The organism is Phytohabitans flavus, from assembly GCF_011764545.1.
Taxonomy (GTDB): Bacteria; Actinomycetota; Actinomycetes; order Mycobacteriales; family Micromonosporaceae; genus Phytohabitans; species Phytohabitans flavus.
Window position 1 is genome coordinate 1922403 of the sequence record NZ_AP022870.1, and the last position, 17083, is coordinate 1939485.

13 protein-coding genes are annotated in these 17083 nt (G+C 68.2%); 2 read left to right on the forward strand and 11 right to left on the reverse strand.

The window, feature by feature from the left end:
* Positions 1-29: 29 nt before the first annotated feature.
* From Pflav_RS08125 to Pflav_RS08155, 7 genes are all read right to left on the reverse strand, one after another.
* The gene (locus Pflav_RS08125) at positions 30-1172 is read right to left on the reverse strand and encodes an ABC transporter permease (protein WP_232071083.1); all 1143 of its coding nucleotides are present in this window, start codon (positions 1170-1172) and stop codon (positions 30-32) included.
* The gene (locus tag Pflav_RS08130) at positions 1169-2671 is read right to left on the reverse strand and encodes a sugar ABC transporter ATP-binding protein (protein WP_173035006.1); all 1503 of its coding nucleotides are present in this window, start codon (positions 2669-2671) and stop codon (positions 1169-1171) included. The genes Pflav_RS08125 and Pflav_RS08130 overlap by 4 nt, the downstream gene beginning before the upstream one ends.
* An 8-nt stretch (positions 2672-2679) precedes the next feature.
* The gene (locus Pflav_RS08135) at positions 2680-4131 is read right to left on the reverse strand and encodes an aldehyde dehydrogenase family protein (protein ID WP_197938206.1); all 1452 of its coding nucleotides are present in this window, start codon (positions 4129-4131) and stop codon (positions 2680-2682) included.
* A gap of 95 nt (positions 4132-4226) precedes the next feature.
* Positions 4227-5006: an enoyl-CoA hydratase/isomerase family protein gene (locus Pflav_RS08140; protein WP_173035010.1), complete on the reverse strand. Its 780-nt coding sequence runs from the start codon at positions 5004-5006 to the stop codon at positions 4227-4229.
* A gap of 5 nt (positions 5007-5011) precedes the next feature.
* Positions 5012-6304: a CoA-transferase gene (locus Pflav_RS08145; protein WP_232071085.1), complete on the reverse strand. Its 1293-nt coding sequence runs from the start codon at positions 6302-6304 to the stop codon at positions 5012-5014.
* Positions 6305-6584: 280 nt separating this feature from the next.
* Positions 6585-7349, reverse strand: a complete 765-nt coding sequence (locus Pflav_RS08150; RefSeq protein WP_173035012.1) for an SDR family NAD(P)-dependent oxidoreductase — start codon at positions 7347-7349, stop codon at positions 6585-6587.
* 74 nt (positions 7350-7423) lie between these two features.
* The gene (locus tag Pflav_RS08155; RefSeq protein ID WP_269474473.1) at positions 7424-8263 is read right to left on the reverse strand and encodes an IclR family transcriptional regulator; all 840 of its coding nucleotides are present in this window, start codon (positions 8261-8263) and stop codon (positions 7424-7426) included.
* A 253-nt stretch (positions 8264-8516) separates the two neighbouring features.
* Between Pflav_RS08155 and Pflav_RS08160 the strand changes: the two genes are divergently transcribed.
* Positions 8517-9656, forward strand: a complete 1140-nt coding sequence (locus Pflav_RS08160; protein ID WP_173035016.1) for an iron-containing alcohol dehydrogenase — start codon at positions 8517-8519, stop codon at positions 9654-9656.
* Between the two features lie 179 nt (positions 9657-9835).
* Here the strand turns inward: Pflav_RS08160 and Pflav_RS08165 are convergent, their stop codons facing one another.
* The gene (locus Pflav_RS08165; RefSeq protein ID WP_173035018.1) at positions 9836-10777 is read right to left on the reverse strand and encodes a GlxA family transcriptional regulator; all 942 of its coding nucleotides are present in this window, start codon (positions 10775-10777) and stop codon (positions 9836-9838) included.
* 83 nt (positions 10778-10860) lie between these two features.
* Here Pflav_RS08165 and Pflav_RS08170 point away from each other — a divergent pair, with 83 nt between their 5' ends.
* Positions 10861-11748, forward strand: coding sequence for an NAD-dependent epimerase/dehydratase family protein (locus Pflav_RS08170; RefSeq protein ID WP_173035020.1), 888 nt, complete (start codon positions 10861-10863; stop codon positions 11746-11748).
* Between the two features lie 51 nt (positions 11749-11799).
* On the opposite strand, the gene Pflav_RS08175 is transcribed toward Pflav_RS08170, so the two are convergent.
* Genes Pflav_RS08175 through Pflav_RS08185 form a run of 3 tightly spaced genes read right to left on the reverse strand, consistent with a single transcriptional unit; the run spans position 11800 to position 17063 of the window.
* A complete protein-coding gene (locus Pflav_RS08175) occupies positions 11800-15249 on the reverse strand; it encodes a ThuA domain-containing protein (RefSeq protein WP_173035022.1) in 3450 nt (1149 codons plus the stop codon).
* A 31-nt stretch (positions 15250-15280) separates the two neighbouring features.
* Positions 15281-16054 carry an ABC transporter ATP-binding protein gene (locus Pflav_RS08180; protein WP_197938212.1) on the reverse strand — a complete coding sequence of 258 codons (774 nt, stop codon included), beginning with the start codon at positions 16052-16054 and terminating at the stop codon, positions 15281-15283.
* Positions 16055-16061: 7 nt separating this feature from the next.
* Complete coding sequence (locus Pflav_RS08185; RefSeq protein WP_173035024.1) at positions 16062-17063, reverse strand: ABC transporter substrate-binding protein; 1002 nt, start codon at positions 17061-17063, stop codon at positions 16062-16064.
* Between the last annotated feature and the right edge of the window lie 20 nt (positions 17064-17083).

A 17083-nucleotide genomic window follows, 5' to 3' on the forward strand; every position in this document is an offset into this window, starting at 1 on the left:
TACCGGCCTTCGGTCCTGCGTCACCATCGTCACTGGTGCACGCCGACACCAACGCGGCCGCACCTAGGGCCGCCGACCCGGCGAGCATCGCCCGCCTTGTCGCTAACCGCCCAACCGTTCGTTCGACTGAAGTTGTCATATCCGTCGTTCCTTTGCTCGTTGTGGTGACCCTGAGCTCTCTCAGGGGCGTTTTGTCTGCGTCGTTGGAGGAGAACCGCGCCAGCGATGATCACGCCCTTGGCAATGTTCTGGACGTCGGTTTCCAGGTTCTTGAGCACGAAGATGTTCGTTATCACCGTGAAGATGAGCACGCCGAGAACCGACCCTGCGATCGTTCCCCGGCCTCCGGCCAGCAGCGTCCCGCCGATGATGACGGCAGCGATCGCGTCGAGCTCGTAGAGGGTGCCGACGGCATTCGAGCCCGAGGTCAGGCGTGCGGTGAGCAGTACCGAGGCGATCGCCGCTGTCAGGCCCGAGAGCGTGTAGAGGATCAGGATGTGCTTACGGATTTTGATCCCTGCCAGGCGGGTCGCCTCGCGGTTGCCGCCCAGAGCGAATGTGCGGCGGCCGAAGGTCGTACGGTTCAACAAGAACCAGCCGACGACGACCACGGCGGCGAACACCCAGACGGGTAACGGTATGCCGAAAGGCTTCGCCGATCCGATCTGGTTGAACGTCTCGTCCAACGAGGTCTGCGGCGTTCCACCGGAAATGAGCTCGGCCACGCCGCGGGCCGAGGCGAGCATCGCCAGCGTCGCGATGAACGGGACCAGATGGCCGTAGGCGACGAGAAGGCCGTTGACCAGTCCGGCTCCCAAGCCGGTCGCGAGCGCGACGGCGATCATCAGCGCCCAGCCGCCTTGCTGGACCGAGTCCATGGTCGCTACAACGGCCACCAGCGCCACGAGGGCCCCGACCGACAGGTCGATCCCCGCCGAGATGATGACGAAGGTCATCCCCACGCTGATGATTCCGATGACTGACGCACTCGTCAGCATCGTGAGCACGTTGCTCCACGTCGCGAAGTAAGGAGACAGCAGCGTGCCTACTACGACCAGGACGACGAGTACGAGCGCCGGTCCCTTCGGTACCGCCACCGAACGGTGCTTGATGCGCTGGAGTGCCACCAGCGCCGGATGCGCACGCGCGACGGTGGTTTCCGCTGTTTTCACAGTGCGCTTCCTTTCATGAGCAGCGACAGGACTTGCTCTTCGTCGGTTTCGTCGGCGGCGCACTCGGCTATCACGCGGCCCTGCCGCACGATGAGGACCCGGTCGGCCAGGCCCAGCACCTCAGGGATCTCGGACGAGACGAGCAGGATGCCGACCCCGGTGTCCGCGAGCTGGCGGATGAGTGCGTACAGGTCGGCTCGGGCGCCTACATCCACGCCCCGGGTCGGCTCGTCGAGCAGGAGTACCCGGCATTCACGTACCAGCCAGCGCCCGACCACGACCTTCTGCTGGTTGCCACCCGAAAGCTGCCTGATGCTCTGTCGAGGCTCCGTCGGACGAACGCCCAACGACTGGATTTTCGCCACCGCTTCCGTCATCTCCCGGCGCCGATTCATCACTCCCGCCGTGGCGAAGCGTTCGAGCGATGCCAGGCTCAGGTTGCGGTAGACCGCCTGGTCCAGCAGGAGCGCCTGGCTCTTGCGCTCCTCGGGGGCAAGGCCGAGGCCGCGGCGAACGGCCATGGCGGGATCACCCGGCCGCAGGGGCTGGCCGTCGAGCGTGACCTCGCCCGAGTCGGGGTGAATCGCGCCATAGATCGAGCCGAGGATTTCCGACCGACCCGAACCCACCAGACCCGCCAGCCCGACGATCTCCCCGGCGCGGATGCTGAACGACACGTCGGCGAACGAACCCGCCCGGTTCAACCGTTCGACCCGGAGGAGCTCCGGCGCGTTCTCGGCCACGACGCGGCGCGGCGGAAATGTGTTCGCGACATCTCGACCGGTCATCAGCCGGACCAGCGTCTCGTCCGAGGTGGCGTTGATGTCCAGGCCGTGCGACACGGTGCGGCCGTCCTTGAGGACCGTCACCCGGTCACCGATCTGCCGGATCTCGGCGAGCCGGTGCGTAATGTAGATCACCGCGATGCCCGCGGCCGTGAGCTCTCCGATGACCCGAAACAGGTTCGCGACCTCGTGACTCGCGAGCGCCGCGGAGGGCTCGTCCATCACGACCAGACGCGCCTCGCGCAACAACGCACGTGCCATGCAGACCACCTGCTGACCGGCGGGCGACAGGTCACCCAACTCGGCGTCGGGCGCTATCTCGGGATGTCCGAGACGAACGAGCGCATCGGTTGTGGCCGCGCGCATGCGCCGGCGCTGTTCCCATCCGGCTCTGGCGAGCTCGTGTCCCAGAAACACGTTCTCGTAGACCCGCAGGCCGGGTACGACATCCAGCTCCTGGTAGATGGTGACGATGCCCAGGTCCAGAGCCGCGCGCGGGTCTGGGATGCGCACCGGTCGGCCGTCCAGGAGCAGTTCCCCGGAATCCGGTTCGTGCGCGCCGGCCAGCACTTTGATCAGCGTGCTCTTGCCCGCCCCGTTCTGCCCGAGCAGGCAGTGGACCTCGCCGGCGATGACGTCGAGGTCTACGGAGTCGAGTGCCCGCACTCCGGCGAACTGCTTCACCGCACCGCGTACGGACAACAGCGTCGTCATCTCGGCGATCAATCGGTGGCGGCCGGGCCCGCGCCGAGGCCGAGTGTGCCTCGCCGCTTTCCGGTCCGGATGTTGATCGACTTCAGCTCGGTGAACTCCTCGAATCCGGCCTGGCCCATCTCCCGCCCCACCCCGCTGGCTTTGTAGCCACCGAATGGCATCTGGGGAGCGCCGTCGATCGTGGTGTTGACGTATACGGTGCCGCTTTGCAGTGCCTTGCCAACGTCGAGCACCTTGTCGATGTCCTTCGACCAGATCGTGTTGGCGAGCCCGTACTCCACGCCGTTCGCGAGACGAACTGCCTCGTCCGCGTCACCAAACCGGGTCACGCTCAACACCGGACCGAAGATTTCTTCACGGAAGACTCGTGCGTCCGGCCGCACACCGTCGAGCACGGTGGGCGCGACGAAAAGCCCGTCGTCATGGGCGGGGCCAGTCAGGCGGTGGCCTCCAGTGAGGACAGTGGCTCCCTGTTGCGCGCCCACCGAAACGTACTGGAGCACCTTCTCCAGGTGTCCTGGGTGGATCATGGCGCCGACGTCGGTGGCCGGGTCGAACGGCTGCCCGACCCGCAACCGCTCGGCGGCCTCAGCGACCTTCTCAAGGAACTCGTCGGCGATGCTTTCCTGAACGAGCAGCCGCGACGCCGAAACGCAGCACTCGCCCTGGTTGAAGAAGACGCCGTACACGACGCCGTCGAGTGCGTCGTCGAGGTCCGCGTCGTCGAACACGATGCTGGCCGCCTTGCCGCCAAGCTCGAGCGAGACCCGCTTGAGGTTGGTCTTCGACGCGTCGAGCACCTTGCGACCGGTGACGGTGGATCCGGTGAACGACAGCACGTCGACCGCGGTGTGCTCGGCCAGCGCCTGTCCGGGCTGCCCGTCGCCGGTGACGACGTTCAACACACCATCGGGTAGCCCTGCCTCGGCCGCGAGCCGGGCGATCTCAAGGGTGCTGCTACTGGTGAACTCCGACGGTTTGACGACGACGGTGCAGCCGGCGGCCAGCGCGAACGGGAGCTTCTGGCAGAGGATCAGCGCCGGGAAGTTCCAGGGTGTGATCAAGCCGGCGACGCCGGCCGGCTGGCGGAGGACGAGTCCCGTGAAGTCCGCGTCGTGGTTGGTGTACGTGGATCCGTGCATCTGGGTGGCCAGTCCGGCGGCGTACCGGGTCAGCCCGACCGCGCCGGCGATGTCGCCCTCGGCCAACCGAAGCGGCTTCCCCACCTCCTCGGCGTCCAGCCTGGCCAACAGGGACGCGTTGGCGGCGATGAGGTCTGCGAGGCGCAGCAACACTTCGGCTCGCGACAGACCGCTCATCCTCGGCCACGGTCCCTCGTCGAACGCGGTACGGGCGGCGCCGACGGCGGCGTTGACATCGTGCGCCGTCCCCGCGCCGAACTCCGCGACAAGCTCACCGGTGGCCGGGGCGCGGCGCGGTATCGAACCGGTCGGCTCCACCCAGGATCCGCCGATGAAATGGTTGTAGTGCCGGGCAACCGTGGTGTTCTTCGCTGTGGTGTGGGTGTCAAGCGGGGCATCGTCTACTCCTCGGTTCAACCAGTGGGGTGGTTGTGCGCCGCGGCACGCCGGTTCAAGAAGTCGGTGACTGCTTTACGCTGAGCGGCCGTCTGGCAGCAGGTGGCCACGGCGTGCGCCTCCGCCAGTTCGCCCGCGGTCATTCCTTCATCCAGCCCGACATGGATCGCGTGTTTGGCGCCGGCGAGCGCGACCGTGCTGTACGCCGCCAGCCGCTCGGCGAGCGCGAGTGCCTCGGAGGTGACCTGTTCGTCCGCGACGACGCGGTTCACCAAGCCGATGCGGCACGCCTCCTCCGCGCTCAGCAGGTCACCCGTGAAGATCATTTCAGTGGCCCGACCGAGACCGACCAGGCGCGGGAGCCGTTGCGTACCGCCCCAGCCGGGCACGTTGGCGAGCCGGATCTCGGGCTGCCCGAAGCGGGCCGACCGGGCGGCGATGCGCAGATCGCACGCCATCGCCAGCTCGAGGCCGCCGCCGAGCGCGTGCCCGTTGACGGCGGCGATCACCGGGAGCGGGAGCAGCTCGAGTCGGCGGAAGACCCTCTGCCCGTGCAGCATCTTGGCCCGCGCGGCCGCTTCGTCGAGGTCGACAAGCTCCCGCACGTCGGCGCCGGCGCAGAACGCAGTGGTTCCGGCGCCGGTGACGACAACGGCGCGGGTTTCGGTGTCGCGTTCAATCTCGTCGATCTGGTCGCCGATTGCGCCGATCAGTTCGTCGCTCAGCGCGTTGGCCCGTTCCGGTCGCTGGAGAGTGACCAGCAGGATGCTGCCGAGCCTGGTGGTCGAGATCGGCACCTTCATCACCGCCTTTCCGGAGAGCTCGCCAGCGTCAGGCCGACGAGTCCGGCACGGAACAGCGCCGGTTCGATGGTCCGTACCCGATGGTGGATTCGAGGGCGGATGTGCATGTGTGCGAGCACGTCGCGCTCCAGGTCCAGGCCCGGAGCGAGCTCGGTGAGGGTGAGTTGCCCATCCGTCAGGCTGAATACGGCGCGTTCGGTCACGTAGCGCACGTCCTTGCCGCTGCGTGCCGCTTCGGGCCCGGAAAAGCTGATCTGGTCGACCTGGCCCACGAACTTCGCCTTGCCCGGCGCCGAGATGGTGGTGCCGCCGTTGCCGTCCAGGCTCACCTGTCCACCGGCGGCGAGCGTGCCGACGAAGACCAGACGGCGCGCGCCCTGGGAAATGTTGATGAACCCGCCCACGCCGGGGGTCCGGCCGTCGAACTTTCCGACGTTGACGTTTCCGGCCAGGTCGACCTGCGCGAACGACAGGATCGCCACGTCCAGACCGCCGCCGTCGTACCAGTCGAACTGGTAGCTGGCGTCGAGGGTGGCGTCGGGGTTGCGGCACAGGCCGAAGTTGCTTCCCACCTGGGGCACGCCCCCGACGTGACCCTGCTCGACGGTGAACGTCACCTGGTCCGAGACGTGCTCCTCGGCGAGCACCGCGGCGACGCCGTCGGGCATGCCGAACCCGAGGTTGACCACGTCGCCCGCGACGAGCTCGCGGGCGGCGCGCCGCGCGATCACCTTCCGGACGGTCAACGGCATCGGCTCGGTCGGCAGGTCGCCGGCGTGGAGCTGCCCGGTCAGGTACGGGTCGTCGGCGGTGGCGGCGGACAGTCGCTGATGCGGGTCCACCACGATGGCGTCGACGAGCACACCGGGGACCTTGACCCGACGCGGATCGAGCGACCCGGCGCTCGTGCGTTCGCCGACCTGAGCCAGGACGATACCGCCGCTGTTGCGCGCTGCTTGGGCGGCGGACAATGCCTCGGCGAACAGGCCTTCCTTGTCCATCGTGATGTTGCCCCGGTCGTCGGCGACGCTGCCCCGGATGATGGCCACGTCGATCGGCAGCGACGGCGTGAAAATCCACTGCCGGCCATGCAGCTCGACGAGATGCACGATCGGGTCGACCGCGGCCGCGTTCAGTCGCCCGCCGGCCTGCCGGGGATCCACGAACGTCCCCAGACCTACGTGGGTGAGCACGCCGGGGCGGTGTCCGGCGATCTCGCGCAGCAGCTGCGACAGCGTGCCCTGGGGAAGGCAGTACGCCTCGATCTCCTCGCGCGTCGCCATCGCCTGCATGCGCGGTGACCATCCCCAGTGCCCCCGATCACCCGACGCACCAGGCCGCGGTGCGCGAACCGGTCTATGCCACCGCCCGCGCCGTCGCCCATACCCGCGACGTGGACGAGGGTCAGGTCGCGCGGGGCGTGCTCGGCGAGGAATCGAGCCTCGACCGCGGCGAGCAGTGCCGAGGCCTCGTTGACGCCGCCGCCGGAGCCGTCGACCAGTACGGTCGCGCCGTCCGGTATCAAGGCCGCGGCCTCCGCCGCGCTGCAAAATCGTGCTGTGGCCCGGCGCGTCATTGGCTCGTCCATCCACCGTCGACGACGACAATCTGGCCCGTGAGGTAGTCCGACGCGGGAGCGGCGAGGAAGACGAACACCCCGGCGAGCTGCTCGGGACGGGCGAAGTAGCCCAAGGGGATGCGGTTGAGCATCGCGTCCGTACGGTCCTTGTCGCCCCAGAGCCAGTCGGCCGTCATGTCGGTGTCCACGTATCCGGGGGCAACGGCGTTGACGCAGATGCCGTGCTTGCCGACCTCGCTGGCCAGGCTGACCGTGTACTGAGCCACCGCGCCCTTCGTGACCGCGTACGCGGTCCGCCGTTCGAGGCCGATCCGGCTGCCCAGCGAGGCCAGGTTGATGATCTTCCCCTGGCGCCGCGCGATCATGTCCCGCAGGTACTCCTGCGTCAGAGCGACCAAGCCCCGAACGTTGACCGCCCAGAGCCAATCCAGGTCCTCGACCGTCGTGTCCCTGATGTCCTTCCGGCGCACCACCCCGGCGGCGTTGACCAGAACATCCAGACTTCCCAGGCTGTCGGTCGCCGCACGGACCCGCCGCCGGACATCCGCATCGGTCAGATCGCCGGCGATCGCGTGCGCTTCGTAGCCGGCGGCGGACAGTTCTTCGGCTGTGCGGTGGACCTGGTCGGTAAGCCGGTCCAGCAGCACGACTCTGGCTCCGTGTGCGGCGAAGGCCTCCGCGGCGACGCGGCCGAGGCCACGCGCTCCTCCGGTAACGAGGGCAAGCTTGCCGGACAGGTCGAACAGACCGGCCGCCATGGATCCAGCCGGACCCGACTGAACTGCCTGTTGGACTTTCTCGCCGGGAAAGTCCTCGGAAACTGGGGTGTTACTCATCGCACCGCACTCCCGTTCAGCGAAATGCGGGCGCCCAGCCGCTTTTCAATGCTCTCGGCGGTCTCGCTCAGCGGCTTCAGCTGTCTCTTGACCGACCTGGGTGTCAGCCGCTGCGCCGGTCCGGCAAGCGTGAGTGCGCCGACGACTTCGCCGGTGTGGTCGTGCAGCGGCACCGCAATCGAGCACAAACCGATTTCGTACTCCTGCCAGTTGCCGCCATAACCGCGCTCCCGAACCACCGCGAGCTGGTTCAACAGCTCCTTCGGATCGGTGATGGTGTTGCGTGAGTAGCGGCGCAACTCGCCATCCAACAGCCGATTCACCACCGACTCCGGCTGCCAGGCCAGCAGGACCTTGCCGCTTGCCGTGGCGTGCAGCGGAGACCTGCGCCCGATGTTCGCGACCATCCGCAGGCCACTCGAACTTTCGGCGCGATCGAGATGCAGGACCGTCTTCTCGTCCAGAATTCCCAGCAGTACGGTTTCGCCCGTCGCCTCCGCCAGTCCGTTGAGCAGTGGACGTGCTGCCCATAGCAGGTCGGAGTCCCGAGCGACTGTGGCGCCTAGCACGTATAGCCCCCAACTCAGCCGATACCGAGCGGTGTCCGGGTCGCGGACAACCACGTGACGCGTCTCCAGCGTCGTCAAAATGCTGTACACAGACGCCTTCGTGAGTCCGGTGCGCCGGGCCAGGTCGCTCACACCGATATCGCGTCCAGCGGCGGCCATCGCATCCAGCACACTCCATGCGTGTAGCACTGCCTGTACGTGTCGCGGGCTCGGGCGGCCGTTATTGGCCGCAAGCAGGGAATTTTCGTTACGATCTTGGGAAGCCATGGCCGTTGCTCCTGCCTATGCGTCCGTCCCGTAGCGAGGAGGATAGATCGCGGCGAGGCGGCTCGGACAGACGTCACTGACGAAGACCGTTTGGTGCTGCCAAACGGTCGTGGCCGAGCACTGGCAGCAGCCGGACGTTTGGCACAGACAAACGGATGTTTGTCCCCGGACCTTCTCGGCTGTCGGCCCGGGAACGTAGCGTCTGGGCTCGGGCGTGTGGCACGGTCGCCACAAATGCCCCAAGGAGGTCGTGATGGTGCTTCAGTTCTCCTCACCCACCAAGGTTCTGATGGGCGACGGCGCTCTCGAACAGCTCGGCACCGAGGTGTCGCGCCTCGGCAAGCGGCCGTTGCTCGTCACCGATCCTGGCGTCGCGGCGAGCGGGCTGGTCGACCTGGTCAAGGCGCCACTGGACGCGGCGGGCATCGAGACCGTGGTCTTCGACGGCGTCGGCGGCAACCCGACGGTGGAACAGGTCATGGCGTGTCTATCGGCGCTGCGGGCCTCCAGCAGCGACGTGCTTGTCGCGGTCGGCGGCGGCAGCGCGATGGACGTGTCAAAGGCCGCCGCTGTTCTCGCCACCAACGGAGGCGAGGTCGCCGACTACGAAGGCTTCGACAGGATCGCCAAGCCAGCGGCACCGGTGATCGCGGTTCCGACGACCGTCGGCACCGGCAGCGAGGTCACCAAGGGAGCTGTGATCACCAACAGCAGCACCAAGGTCAAGATGGTGATCGTCAGCGACTTCATGTTTCCGGCAATCGCGGTTCTCGACGCCCGCATGGTGGCCTCGCTGCCCGGGCACATCGCCGCAGGCACCGGAATGGACGCGTTGACCCACGCGATCGAAGGCTACGTCGCCAAGGGCGCCAACCCGCTCACGGATGCCCTCAACCTCGCCGCGATAAGCGCGATCGGCCGTCACCTACGCCCAGCCGTGGCCGGTGACTCCACGGCCTTGTACGAAATGCTCATCGCTTCCTGTATGGCCGGCGCAGGCTTCCACGATGCTGGACTCGGTCTGGTCCACGCGCTGGCAAACACGCTCGGCGGTCATTTCGGCGTACATCATGGCACCGCCAATGCGCTGTTTCTGCCATACGTGATGGAATTCAACGTTCCCGCCAACCCGCCGAAGTTCGCAGCCATCGCCGTCGCCCTGGGCGAACCCACCGCCGGCCTTTCCACGATCGCGGCCGCCAAGCGCGCCCCGGCGCTGGTCCACGAGCTCGCGGCCGACATCGGCGTCGCGCGCACGCTCACCGAGCTCAACATACCCGCCGATGCGATCCCTCAACTCGCAGAAGATGCTCTCACCCAGATCGACCGGCCGGGCAACCCACGGTCAAACAGCAAAGCCGACCTCGAAGCCTTGTACCGCGCCGCGCTATAAGGCGCCGCGGCAACGGGCGCGGCTGGCGACCGTAGGCACCGGTGTGGCACCGCGACCGTCACCCGGTGCCGGCGTAGGCCGAGGTTGCCCAGCTCGCTTCTTTGGGCCTGACGCCGGAGACCGATCCGACGGTGGCCATCGGCTCCCCGGACGGTCCCCTGCCGATCCGGAAGGTGACATCAGCGGGAGGTACCAGCGGGCGTCTGGTTGAAGCTCGCGCGATAGGCCGTGGGAGTGAGTCCAACCCGGCCGACCATGTGCTTGCGGAGGGAGTCCGCGCTGCCCAGACCGCTCTTCCCGGCTACCTGATCCATGGGCAGCTCGGTGGTCTCCAGCAGCTCTCTGGCCCGGTCGATACGCCGGTGCAGCAGCCATTGGAGCGGGCTCAGTCCAGTCTCTGCGTGGAAGCGTCGGGTGAGGGTGCGCACGCTCGTCTTGGCGTGATTGGCCAAGTCGGTCAGCGTGAGCGGGCGATCAAGGTGTTTGAGCACCCAGACGCGGGTGGGGGCGAGTGAAGTGCCGCGCTCCGGCGGCAGCGGGGTCTCAATGAACTGGGACTGGCCGCCCGGCCGCACGGGAGGGACGACCGCTAGGCGCGCGGCCGCGTTGGCGGCCGACGCGCCGTAGTCGATCCTGATCAGATGCAGGCACAGGTCGATTGCGGCTGCGGCACCCGCCGAGGTGAAGATGCCCCCGTCCTCGACGAAGAGGAGGTCGGGCTGCACATTGATGGACGGAAATCGGGTAGCGAGGTCGGCTGCCAGCCCCCAGTGGGTGGTAGCGCGGAGCCCGTCGAGCAGGCCGGCCTGGGCCAATACGAACGCACCCGTACACAGGGAGGCAATTCGTGCGCCGGTGGCTGCGGCTTTCCGTAGGGTGTCAAGGACCTCCGTGGGCGCCTGCTCACCGCCGCTACCCACGGCCATCACCGTGTCGGCGCCCGCCGTCGCGTCCAGGCCGTCCGGCACCACGATGTCGGGGCCGCCGACCGTCGGCGTCGGGCCCGGCCGCGCCGTGCAGACACGCACGTCATAGTGCTCGACGTTGTTGAACACCATGAGCGGGATCGAGACATCGAAGCTCAGTACGGGCGGCACGATGACTACGGCGACGCGATGCATGGCCCGATCCTCCGGATGGTTGGCATTGTGGCCACTATTCCACGGAGCTGTAGAGCGGCACCGTTGTCGGCATGAAATCTCATGTGATCGTGGGTCGCGGAGCCGCTGCATCGAGGACTGCTCTTCTTCTTGCCGAAGACGGCGAGCGGGTGCGAATGATCAGCCGGACAGGCGGCGGGCCTAACCACCCCCTCATCGACAAGGTCGCCGCGGACGCGACCGACACCGATCGGCTCACCGAGCTGACGGAGGGGCGGGCCACACTGATCACCACCGCCGCGCCGCCGTACCACCGCTGGCCCGAACAGTTTCCGGCCTTGTCGGCGTCGCTCCTCACAGCGGCGAAGCGGACCGGGGTCGCGTACGTCATGCTCGGCAACCTTTACGCCTACGGGCCGGTGAGCGGGCCGATCACGCCGGACTTCCCCCTGACGGCGACCGGTCCCAAGGGGCGGACCAGAAGGCGGGCTTGGGAGGAGGCCGCGGCCTCAGGGGTGAGCGTCACCGAGGTACGGGCCGCCCAGTTCTACGGCGCCGGCGCTGTCTCGGTGTTCAGCCTCATGGTGCAGCGGCAGGTCATAGAAGGCAGGCTGGTCCTGGTGCCGCAAGAACTCGACGTGCCGCACAGTTACTCGGCGATCGGCGACACCGCACGCACGCTGGTTGCCGCGAGCCGGAATGAGCAGGCGTACGGCCGTGCCTGGCACGTACCCACCTCGACGTTGTCAGTGCGGGATTTGGCTGGGCGACTCGCCGATCTCGCGGATGCACCGAAACCGCGGATGGAAGAGATGACCGAACGCGACCTGACCCTACTGACGTTCACCGAGCCGTTCTGGGCAGAAATGCACGAAGTACTCACCAAACCCGGCCACCCGTTTGTCATCGACTACTCCGAGACCGAGAAGATCCTCGGCGTGAGCGCCACCCCGGTGAACGACGTGCTCAGGGAAGTGAGCTATCCGAGGTGACCGGTGGCGGGTCCCGTACCCGACGAGGATGCGGGACCCGCCGCGGAGAGGTCAGGTCACGGTGACCGTGACGCTCGCGGACGTCGTCGCGCGCGTGTTGTCGGTGACGGTGAGCCAGGCGGTGTAGGTGCCCCGCCGGGTGTAGGTGTGGTTCGCCGAGGGCCCGTGCACGACGGCGCTGTTGTTGCCGAAGTCCCAGGCGTGGTCGACGATGGTCCGGCCCGGCGGCGGCGTTACCGTGCTGCTGAAGGCGACCGCCAGCGGCGGCCCGCCGGTCGCGGGGGTGGCGCGGGCGACCACGGTCGCCCCGGTCTCCTGCTTCACGCCGACCCCGTTGAAGCGGAGCCAGTCGAGGGACATGAGGTCGGGCGTCCCGCCGACCTGCGCGGGATTGACGAACACCACATAGAGGGTGACCGTGCCGGCGGGTCTGGTCAGGGCGACGGTGGGGGAGACCACCGCGTCCCAGCCGCCGGTGTTGGCGATCGTGGCCCGGCCGAGCAGCTGCCCGGTCGGCGAGCCGGCCCGGAACTCGACGGCGCCGCCGCTGCTGCCGGAGCTGACGCCGAGCGTGACCGTGTCGATGCCGGTGAGGTTGACCGGCCCGAAGTTGATCCACTCGCCGTTGTCGATGTCGCCGAGGCGTTTGCCGGCGCGGGCGGTCGCGCGGTCCAGCACCTGGACACCGCCGCTCGAGCCGTCGAAGTGCTCTGCCTCCTTGTTCTTCACCTGGAGCTCGCTCAGCGTGGAGCCGACGAGGGGCGGCACGCCGCCGGGGGCGCCGCCGTCGGTGTACTGCGCGGTCAGCACCACGTAGAGGTTCTGGCCCGGGCCGTGGCCGTCGCCGGCGCTGGCGTCGGTGACCGCCACGCCGCTGCACCCGGTGTAGTTGTCGAGCGGGTGGGTGTGCGCGTCGTGGCCGAGCTGGGTCTGCACCACGACCCGGGAGCAGTCGATGGTGCCGTCCTCGGCGTCGTTGACCGTCACCGTGTACGGGATGCGGTCGCCGAACTCGAAGAAGCCGCCGCTCGGCACGCTCAGCGTGACGGTCGGGCGGGAGTTGCCCACCGCGATCTCCTGGGTGGCCACCGCCGTCGCACCGCTGCCGCTGCGCACCGTGAGCCGCGCCGTGAACCGTCCCCCGGTGGTGTACGTGAAGGTGGGGTTGGCGGCGGTGGAGTCGATGCTGCCGTTGCCGTCGAAGTCCCAGGCGTACGTGATCGGTGTGCCGTCGCCGGACGCCGAGCCAGCGCTGGAGAAGGCGACGGTCAGCGGCGTGGGTCCACTGTCGACGTTCGCGGTTATCTTGGCCACCGGTGGTCGTCCACTTGCGACATAGTCGATCCGGTAGATGCCGGCGCCCTCGTTGGTGCCGCCCCGGCCGCTACCGGTGCCGGCGCCGAAGTCCATGACGTAGAGCGAGCCGTCCGGGCCGAACTCCGCTTCGAACGGCTGGATCCAGGACATGCCCGCGAGCATCCCGTTGATCGACTGGAGGTCACCGACCCGGGTGGGCCCAAACCGCGGGTTGCTGAAGGTCTGCGCGGTGTTGTGTACCGAGAGCGTCTTCCACCACTTGCGGGTGAGCTCGTACACGATCCACTTGCCCTCGTAGTACTGCGGGAACTTCGTCGCCCGCGGGTTGGCCGGGTCGTAGTCGTAGACCGGGCCGCTCATCGGGCCACCGCCGCCGGCGCCCAGCTCGGGAAACTGCGTCGAGGCCGGGTACCCGTACCAGACCAGGGGTGCCCTGGACGCCGGCAGGGTGGTGAGGCCAGTGTTGTTCGGCGAGTTGTTGACCGGCGCCGCGCAGTTGAACGTCGCGCCCGACGTGCTGGTGGCGAAGTCGAAGTCGTTGAACGGGGTGTTGTTCCCGATGCAGTACGGCCAGCCGTAGTTGCCGGCGCTGGTGATCCGGTTGAACTCGACCAGCCCCGCCGGTCCCCGGGTCGCGCTGGCGGTACCCGCGTCCGGCCCGTAGTCGGCGACCAGCAGCGCGTCGGTGATCGGGTCGACCGTGATGCGGAACGGGTTGCGCATGCCCATCGCGTAGATCTCGGGCCGGGTCCGCGCGGTGCCCGCCGCGAAGAGGTTGCCGGCCGGGACGGTGTACGTCCCGTCGGCCTGCGGCCGGATCCGCAGGACCTTGCCGCGCAGGTCGTTCGTATTCCCGGAGGTGCCCTGCGCGTCCCAGGCGCGGCGCCCGGCGCGCTCGTCGATCGGCGTGTAGCCGCCGGAGTCGAACGGGTCGGTGTTGTCGCCGATCGCGGCGTACAGGTTGCCGAGCCGGTCGGTGGCGAGCGAGCCGCCCATGTGCGAGTTGGCCCGGCCCTCGCCGCGCCACGTCGGTATCGTCAACAGCCGCCGCTCGCTGGACATGGCGATCGAGCTGCCCGTGACGGTGAACCGGGAGAGGTTCAGCTGGTTGGCCGTCTTGTCCGACCACAGTAGATAGATCCAGTTGTTGGTCGCGAACTGGCGGTCCAGCGTCATGCCGATCAGGCCGTCGGACTGGCTGGTCTGCGCCGGCGTGTACGCGAAGTCGATGAGCGTGGTGACGGCCAGCGTGTCCTGGTTGATCACCTTGACCGCGCCGGTGCGCTGGATGTAAAAGACCCGGCGGTCCGGCGCGACCGCCAGCTCGAACGGGTCGGCCAGGCCGGCGGTGACGAGCGGCACCCGCTGGAAGTTGATGTCCTTGGTGGCCCCGCAGTCACCCGGCACGGCGCCGGCCGCCCACTCGATCCCGCCCCGCAGGTGGCTGAGGAAGTGCGGCTCGCTGAACGAGGAGGAGGCGTGCCCGCCAGCCGTGTACCAGGAGCGGCCGCCGTCGAAGTTGTGGCACCACGAGTACGCGTGGTCGTTTCCCTCGTCCAGGCCGGAGATGCCGTCGCGGACCTTGATCTGGGCGAGGGTGTGCACCTTGCCGGTCGGGTTGACCCGCCAGTTGTACCATTCCTCGCTGCGTTCCCACAGCTCGGGAAGGCCCACTGTGGACGGATGTGCCTTGTCCAGCACCTTGATGCGGCCGGGGAACGTGCCGCCGGTCGAGGAGAAGTCCGGGTGGTAGTCGAAGATGGTGCCGACCAGACCCTCGTACCAGGTCCAGTTCCGCTCGCTGGCGGTGGCGGCGTGCAGGCCGACCCAGCCGCCACCGCCCTGGATGAACCGCTGGAACGCGGCCCGCTGGGCCGCGTTCAGCAGGTCCCCGGACGTCGGGAGCGAGTTGGTGTTGTTGAACACCAGCGCGTCGAAGCGGGCGAGGTTGGCGTCGGTGAACGCGGCGGCGTCGATGGTCGCCTCGACCTCGAAGTTGTTGGCCGCGCCCATCTGCTCGATCGCGGCGACGCCGGCCGGGATCGAGTCGTGGTAGAAGTTCGTGACCTTCGAGAAGACGAGGACCCTGAACCGGGGTGCCGCCTGGGCCGGTGCCGGCATGGCGGATACGACGAGCAGGAGTACCGCGAGGAGGGTGATGGGGACGCTGTGGGCACGTCTCATGATTCGCTCCGGTGGGGGTGAACGGATCAGGTCAGTGGTTGGCACCGGCACCGAGCAGGAGCCGGATCGAGCTGGACAGCCGGTCAAACCGCTCGTCGGTCATCACCTGGGCGTAGGAACGCTCGACGGGCAGGTCGACCGGGAGCGTGCTGACGATGCGTCCCGGACGCGGGCTCATCACCTCCACCCGCGTGCCGAGGAAGACCGCTTCCGCGATGGAGTGGGTGACCAGCAGGATGGTGGTGCCGGTCTCGCGCCAGATGCGATTCAGCTCGGCGTTGAGCTGTTCGCGGGTCAGTGCGTCCAGCGCTCCGAACGGTTCGTCCATTAGCAGGACGGGCGGCTGGTGCAGCAGGGCCCGGCAGAGCGCGACCCGCTGCTGCATTCCGCCGGACAGCTCGTGCGGCAGCGCCCGTTCGAAACCGGTGAGGCCGGTCAGCTCGATCAGCTCGTCCGCGCGCCGGGCGGCCCAGGCCCGGTCCAGGCCACGCATCTCCGCCTGGAGCAGGATGTTCTTACGGGCGCCACGCCACTCCAGCAGCGCCGGGCGCTGGAAGACAAAGCCGATGTCGGTCTGCGGCCGGGTGACCGGCTGGCCCAGCAGCGTGACCGAGCCCGCCGTGGGCGGTACCAGACCGGCCACCGCTCTGAGCAATGTGGACTTTCCACAGCCGGACGGCCCGACGATGGCGACGAACTCGCCGGGCTCTACCCGCAGTGTCACGTCGTCGACGGCCACGGTGCGCCTCCGCCGGGACACGAACCGCACTGTCAGACCGGTCAGCTCGACCGCCGCGCCCGACACGCCGCCCTCACCCCTTGCCGGCGAAGGAGTGATCCCAGTACTTCGCCGGCGCCCCGGCGTCCTTGAGCTCGGCGAACTGGCTCATCAGGTCGATGGTCTCGGTCCACTTCGCCTCGCTGTTGGCCCCGGGCAGGCCACCGGCCGCACCCAGCAGCGGCACCGCCAGGGTGAGCTGCTTGACCAGCACCTCCTTGGCCGGCTCGTTTTCGGCCAGCTCCACCATCGCGTCGGCCGCGACTGGGATGTTGCCGGCCGCCTCCTGCCACGACTTCTGGGTCGCCCGGACGAACTTGCGGACCAGCTCGGCGTTGTCCCGCAGGGTGACCTCGTTGACCACCAGGCCGGTGCCGAGCATGTTCATGCCCCAGTCGGCGTAGAGCAGGTATTCGACCTTCTTGCCGGTCCTCGCCTCGATCGTCGGCGCCTGGTCGTGGAAGAAGCCCTGGATCGCGTCGACCCGTCCCTCGGCCAGCGCGGCCACCTTCCCGGCCGCGTCCAGGTTGACCACCCGCACGTCGCTCTCGGCCAGACCGTTCGCCTTCAACCAACCAGGGAACGTCGCGAAGAGCGCGTCGCCCGGCGTACCGCCGATGGTCTTGCCCTTGAGGTCGGCGGGCTTGCTGATGCCCTTGTCCGCGAGGAACTCGATCGACGCCGGTCCTTTTTGGAGGAAGACGCCGACGCTCTTCACCGGCATGCCGGTGCCGATCGCCTTGAGCAGCGGTGGCGTGTCGGCCCAGCCGAAGTCGGTCTGCCGCTGGGCCACCGCCTGGATGGTCTTGCCGGAACCGTTGCCCGGCCTGATCTCCAGCTCGATGCCCTCGGCAGCGTAATAGCCCTGCTTCAGTCCATAGTAGAACGGTGCGTGCTCGCCGTAGGGGACCCAGTTGAGGGTCAGGGTGACCTTCGACGTGCCATCGGCGGAGGGCGCGGCGTCTTCGGATCCGCCACAGGCAGTGGCCGATCCGAGCAGAACGAGCGCGGCGACGGTGGCGGCGATGCCCTTCATCGGGAGCCTCCAAGGGGTGG

Bases quoted from the DNA above. Each gene is read 5' to 3' on its own strand.
- Pflav_RS08130 (WP_173035006.1), bottom strand. From the start codon at position 2,671: ATGACGACGCTGTTGTCCGTACGCGGTGCGGTGAAGCAGTTCGCCGGA.
- Pflav_RS08145 (WP_232071085.1), bottom strand. From the start codon at position 6,304: ATGCAGGCGATGGCGACGCGCGAGGAGATCGAGGCGTACTGCCTTCCC.
- Pflav_RS08150 (WP_173035012.1), bottom strand. From the start codon at position 7,349: ATGGCGGCCGGTCTGTTCGACCTGTCCGGCAAGCTTGCCCTCGTTACC.
- Pflav_RS08155 (WP_269474473.1), bottom strand. From the start codon at position 8,263: ATGGCTTCCCAAGATCGTAACGAAAATTCCCTGCTTGCGGCCAATAAC.
- Pflav_RS08160 (WP_173035016.1), top strand. From the start codon at position 8,517: ATGGTGCTTCAGTTCTCCTCACCCACCAAGGTTCTGATGGGCGACGGC.
- Pflav_RS08165 (WP_173035018.1), bottom strand. From the start codon at position 10,777: ATGCATCGCGTCGCCGTAGTCATCGTGCCGCCCGTACTGAGCTTCGAT.
- Pflav_RS08175 (WP_173035022.1), bottom strand. From the start codon at position 15,249: ATGAGACGTGCCCACAGCGTCCCCATCACCCTCCTCGCGGTACTCCTG.
- Pflav_RS08185 (WP_173035024.1), bottom strand. From the start codon at position 17,063: ATGAAGGGCATCGCCGCCACCGTCGCCGCGCTCGTTCTGCTCGGATCG.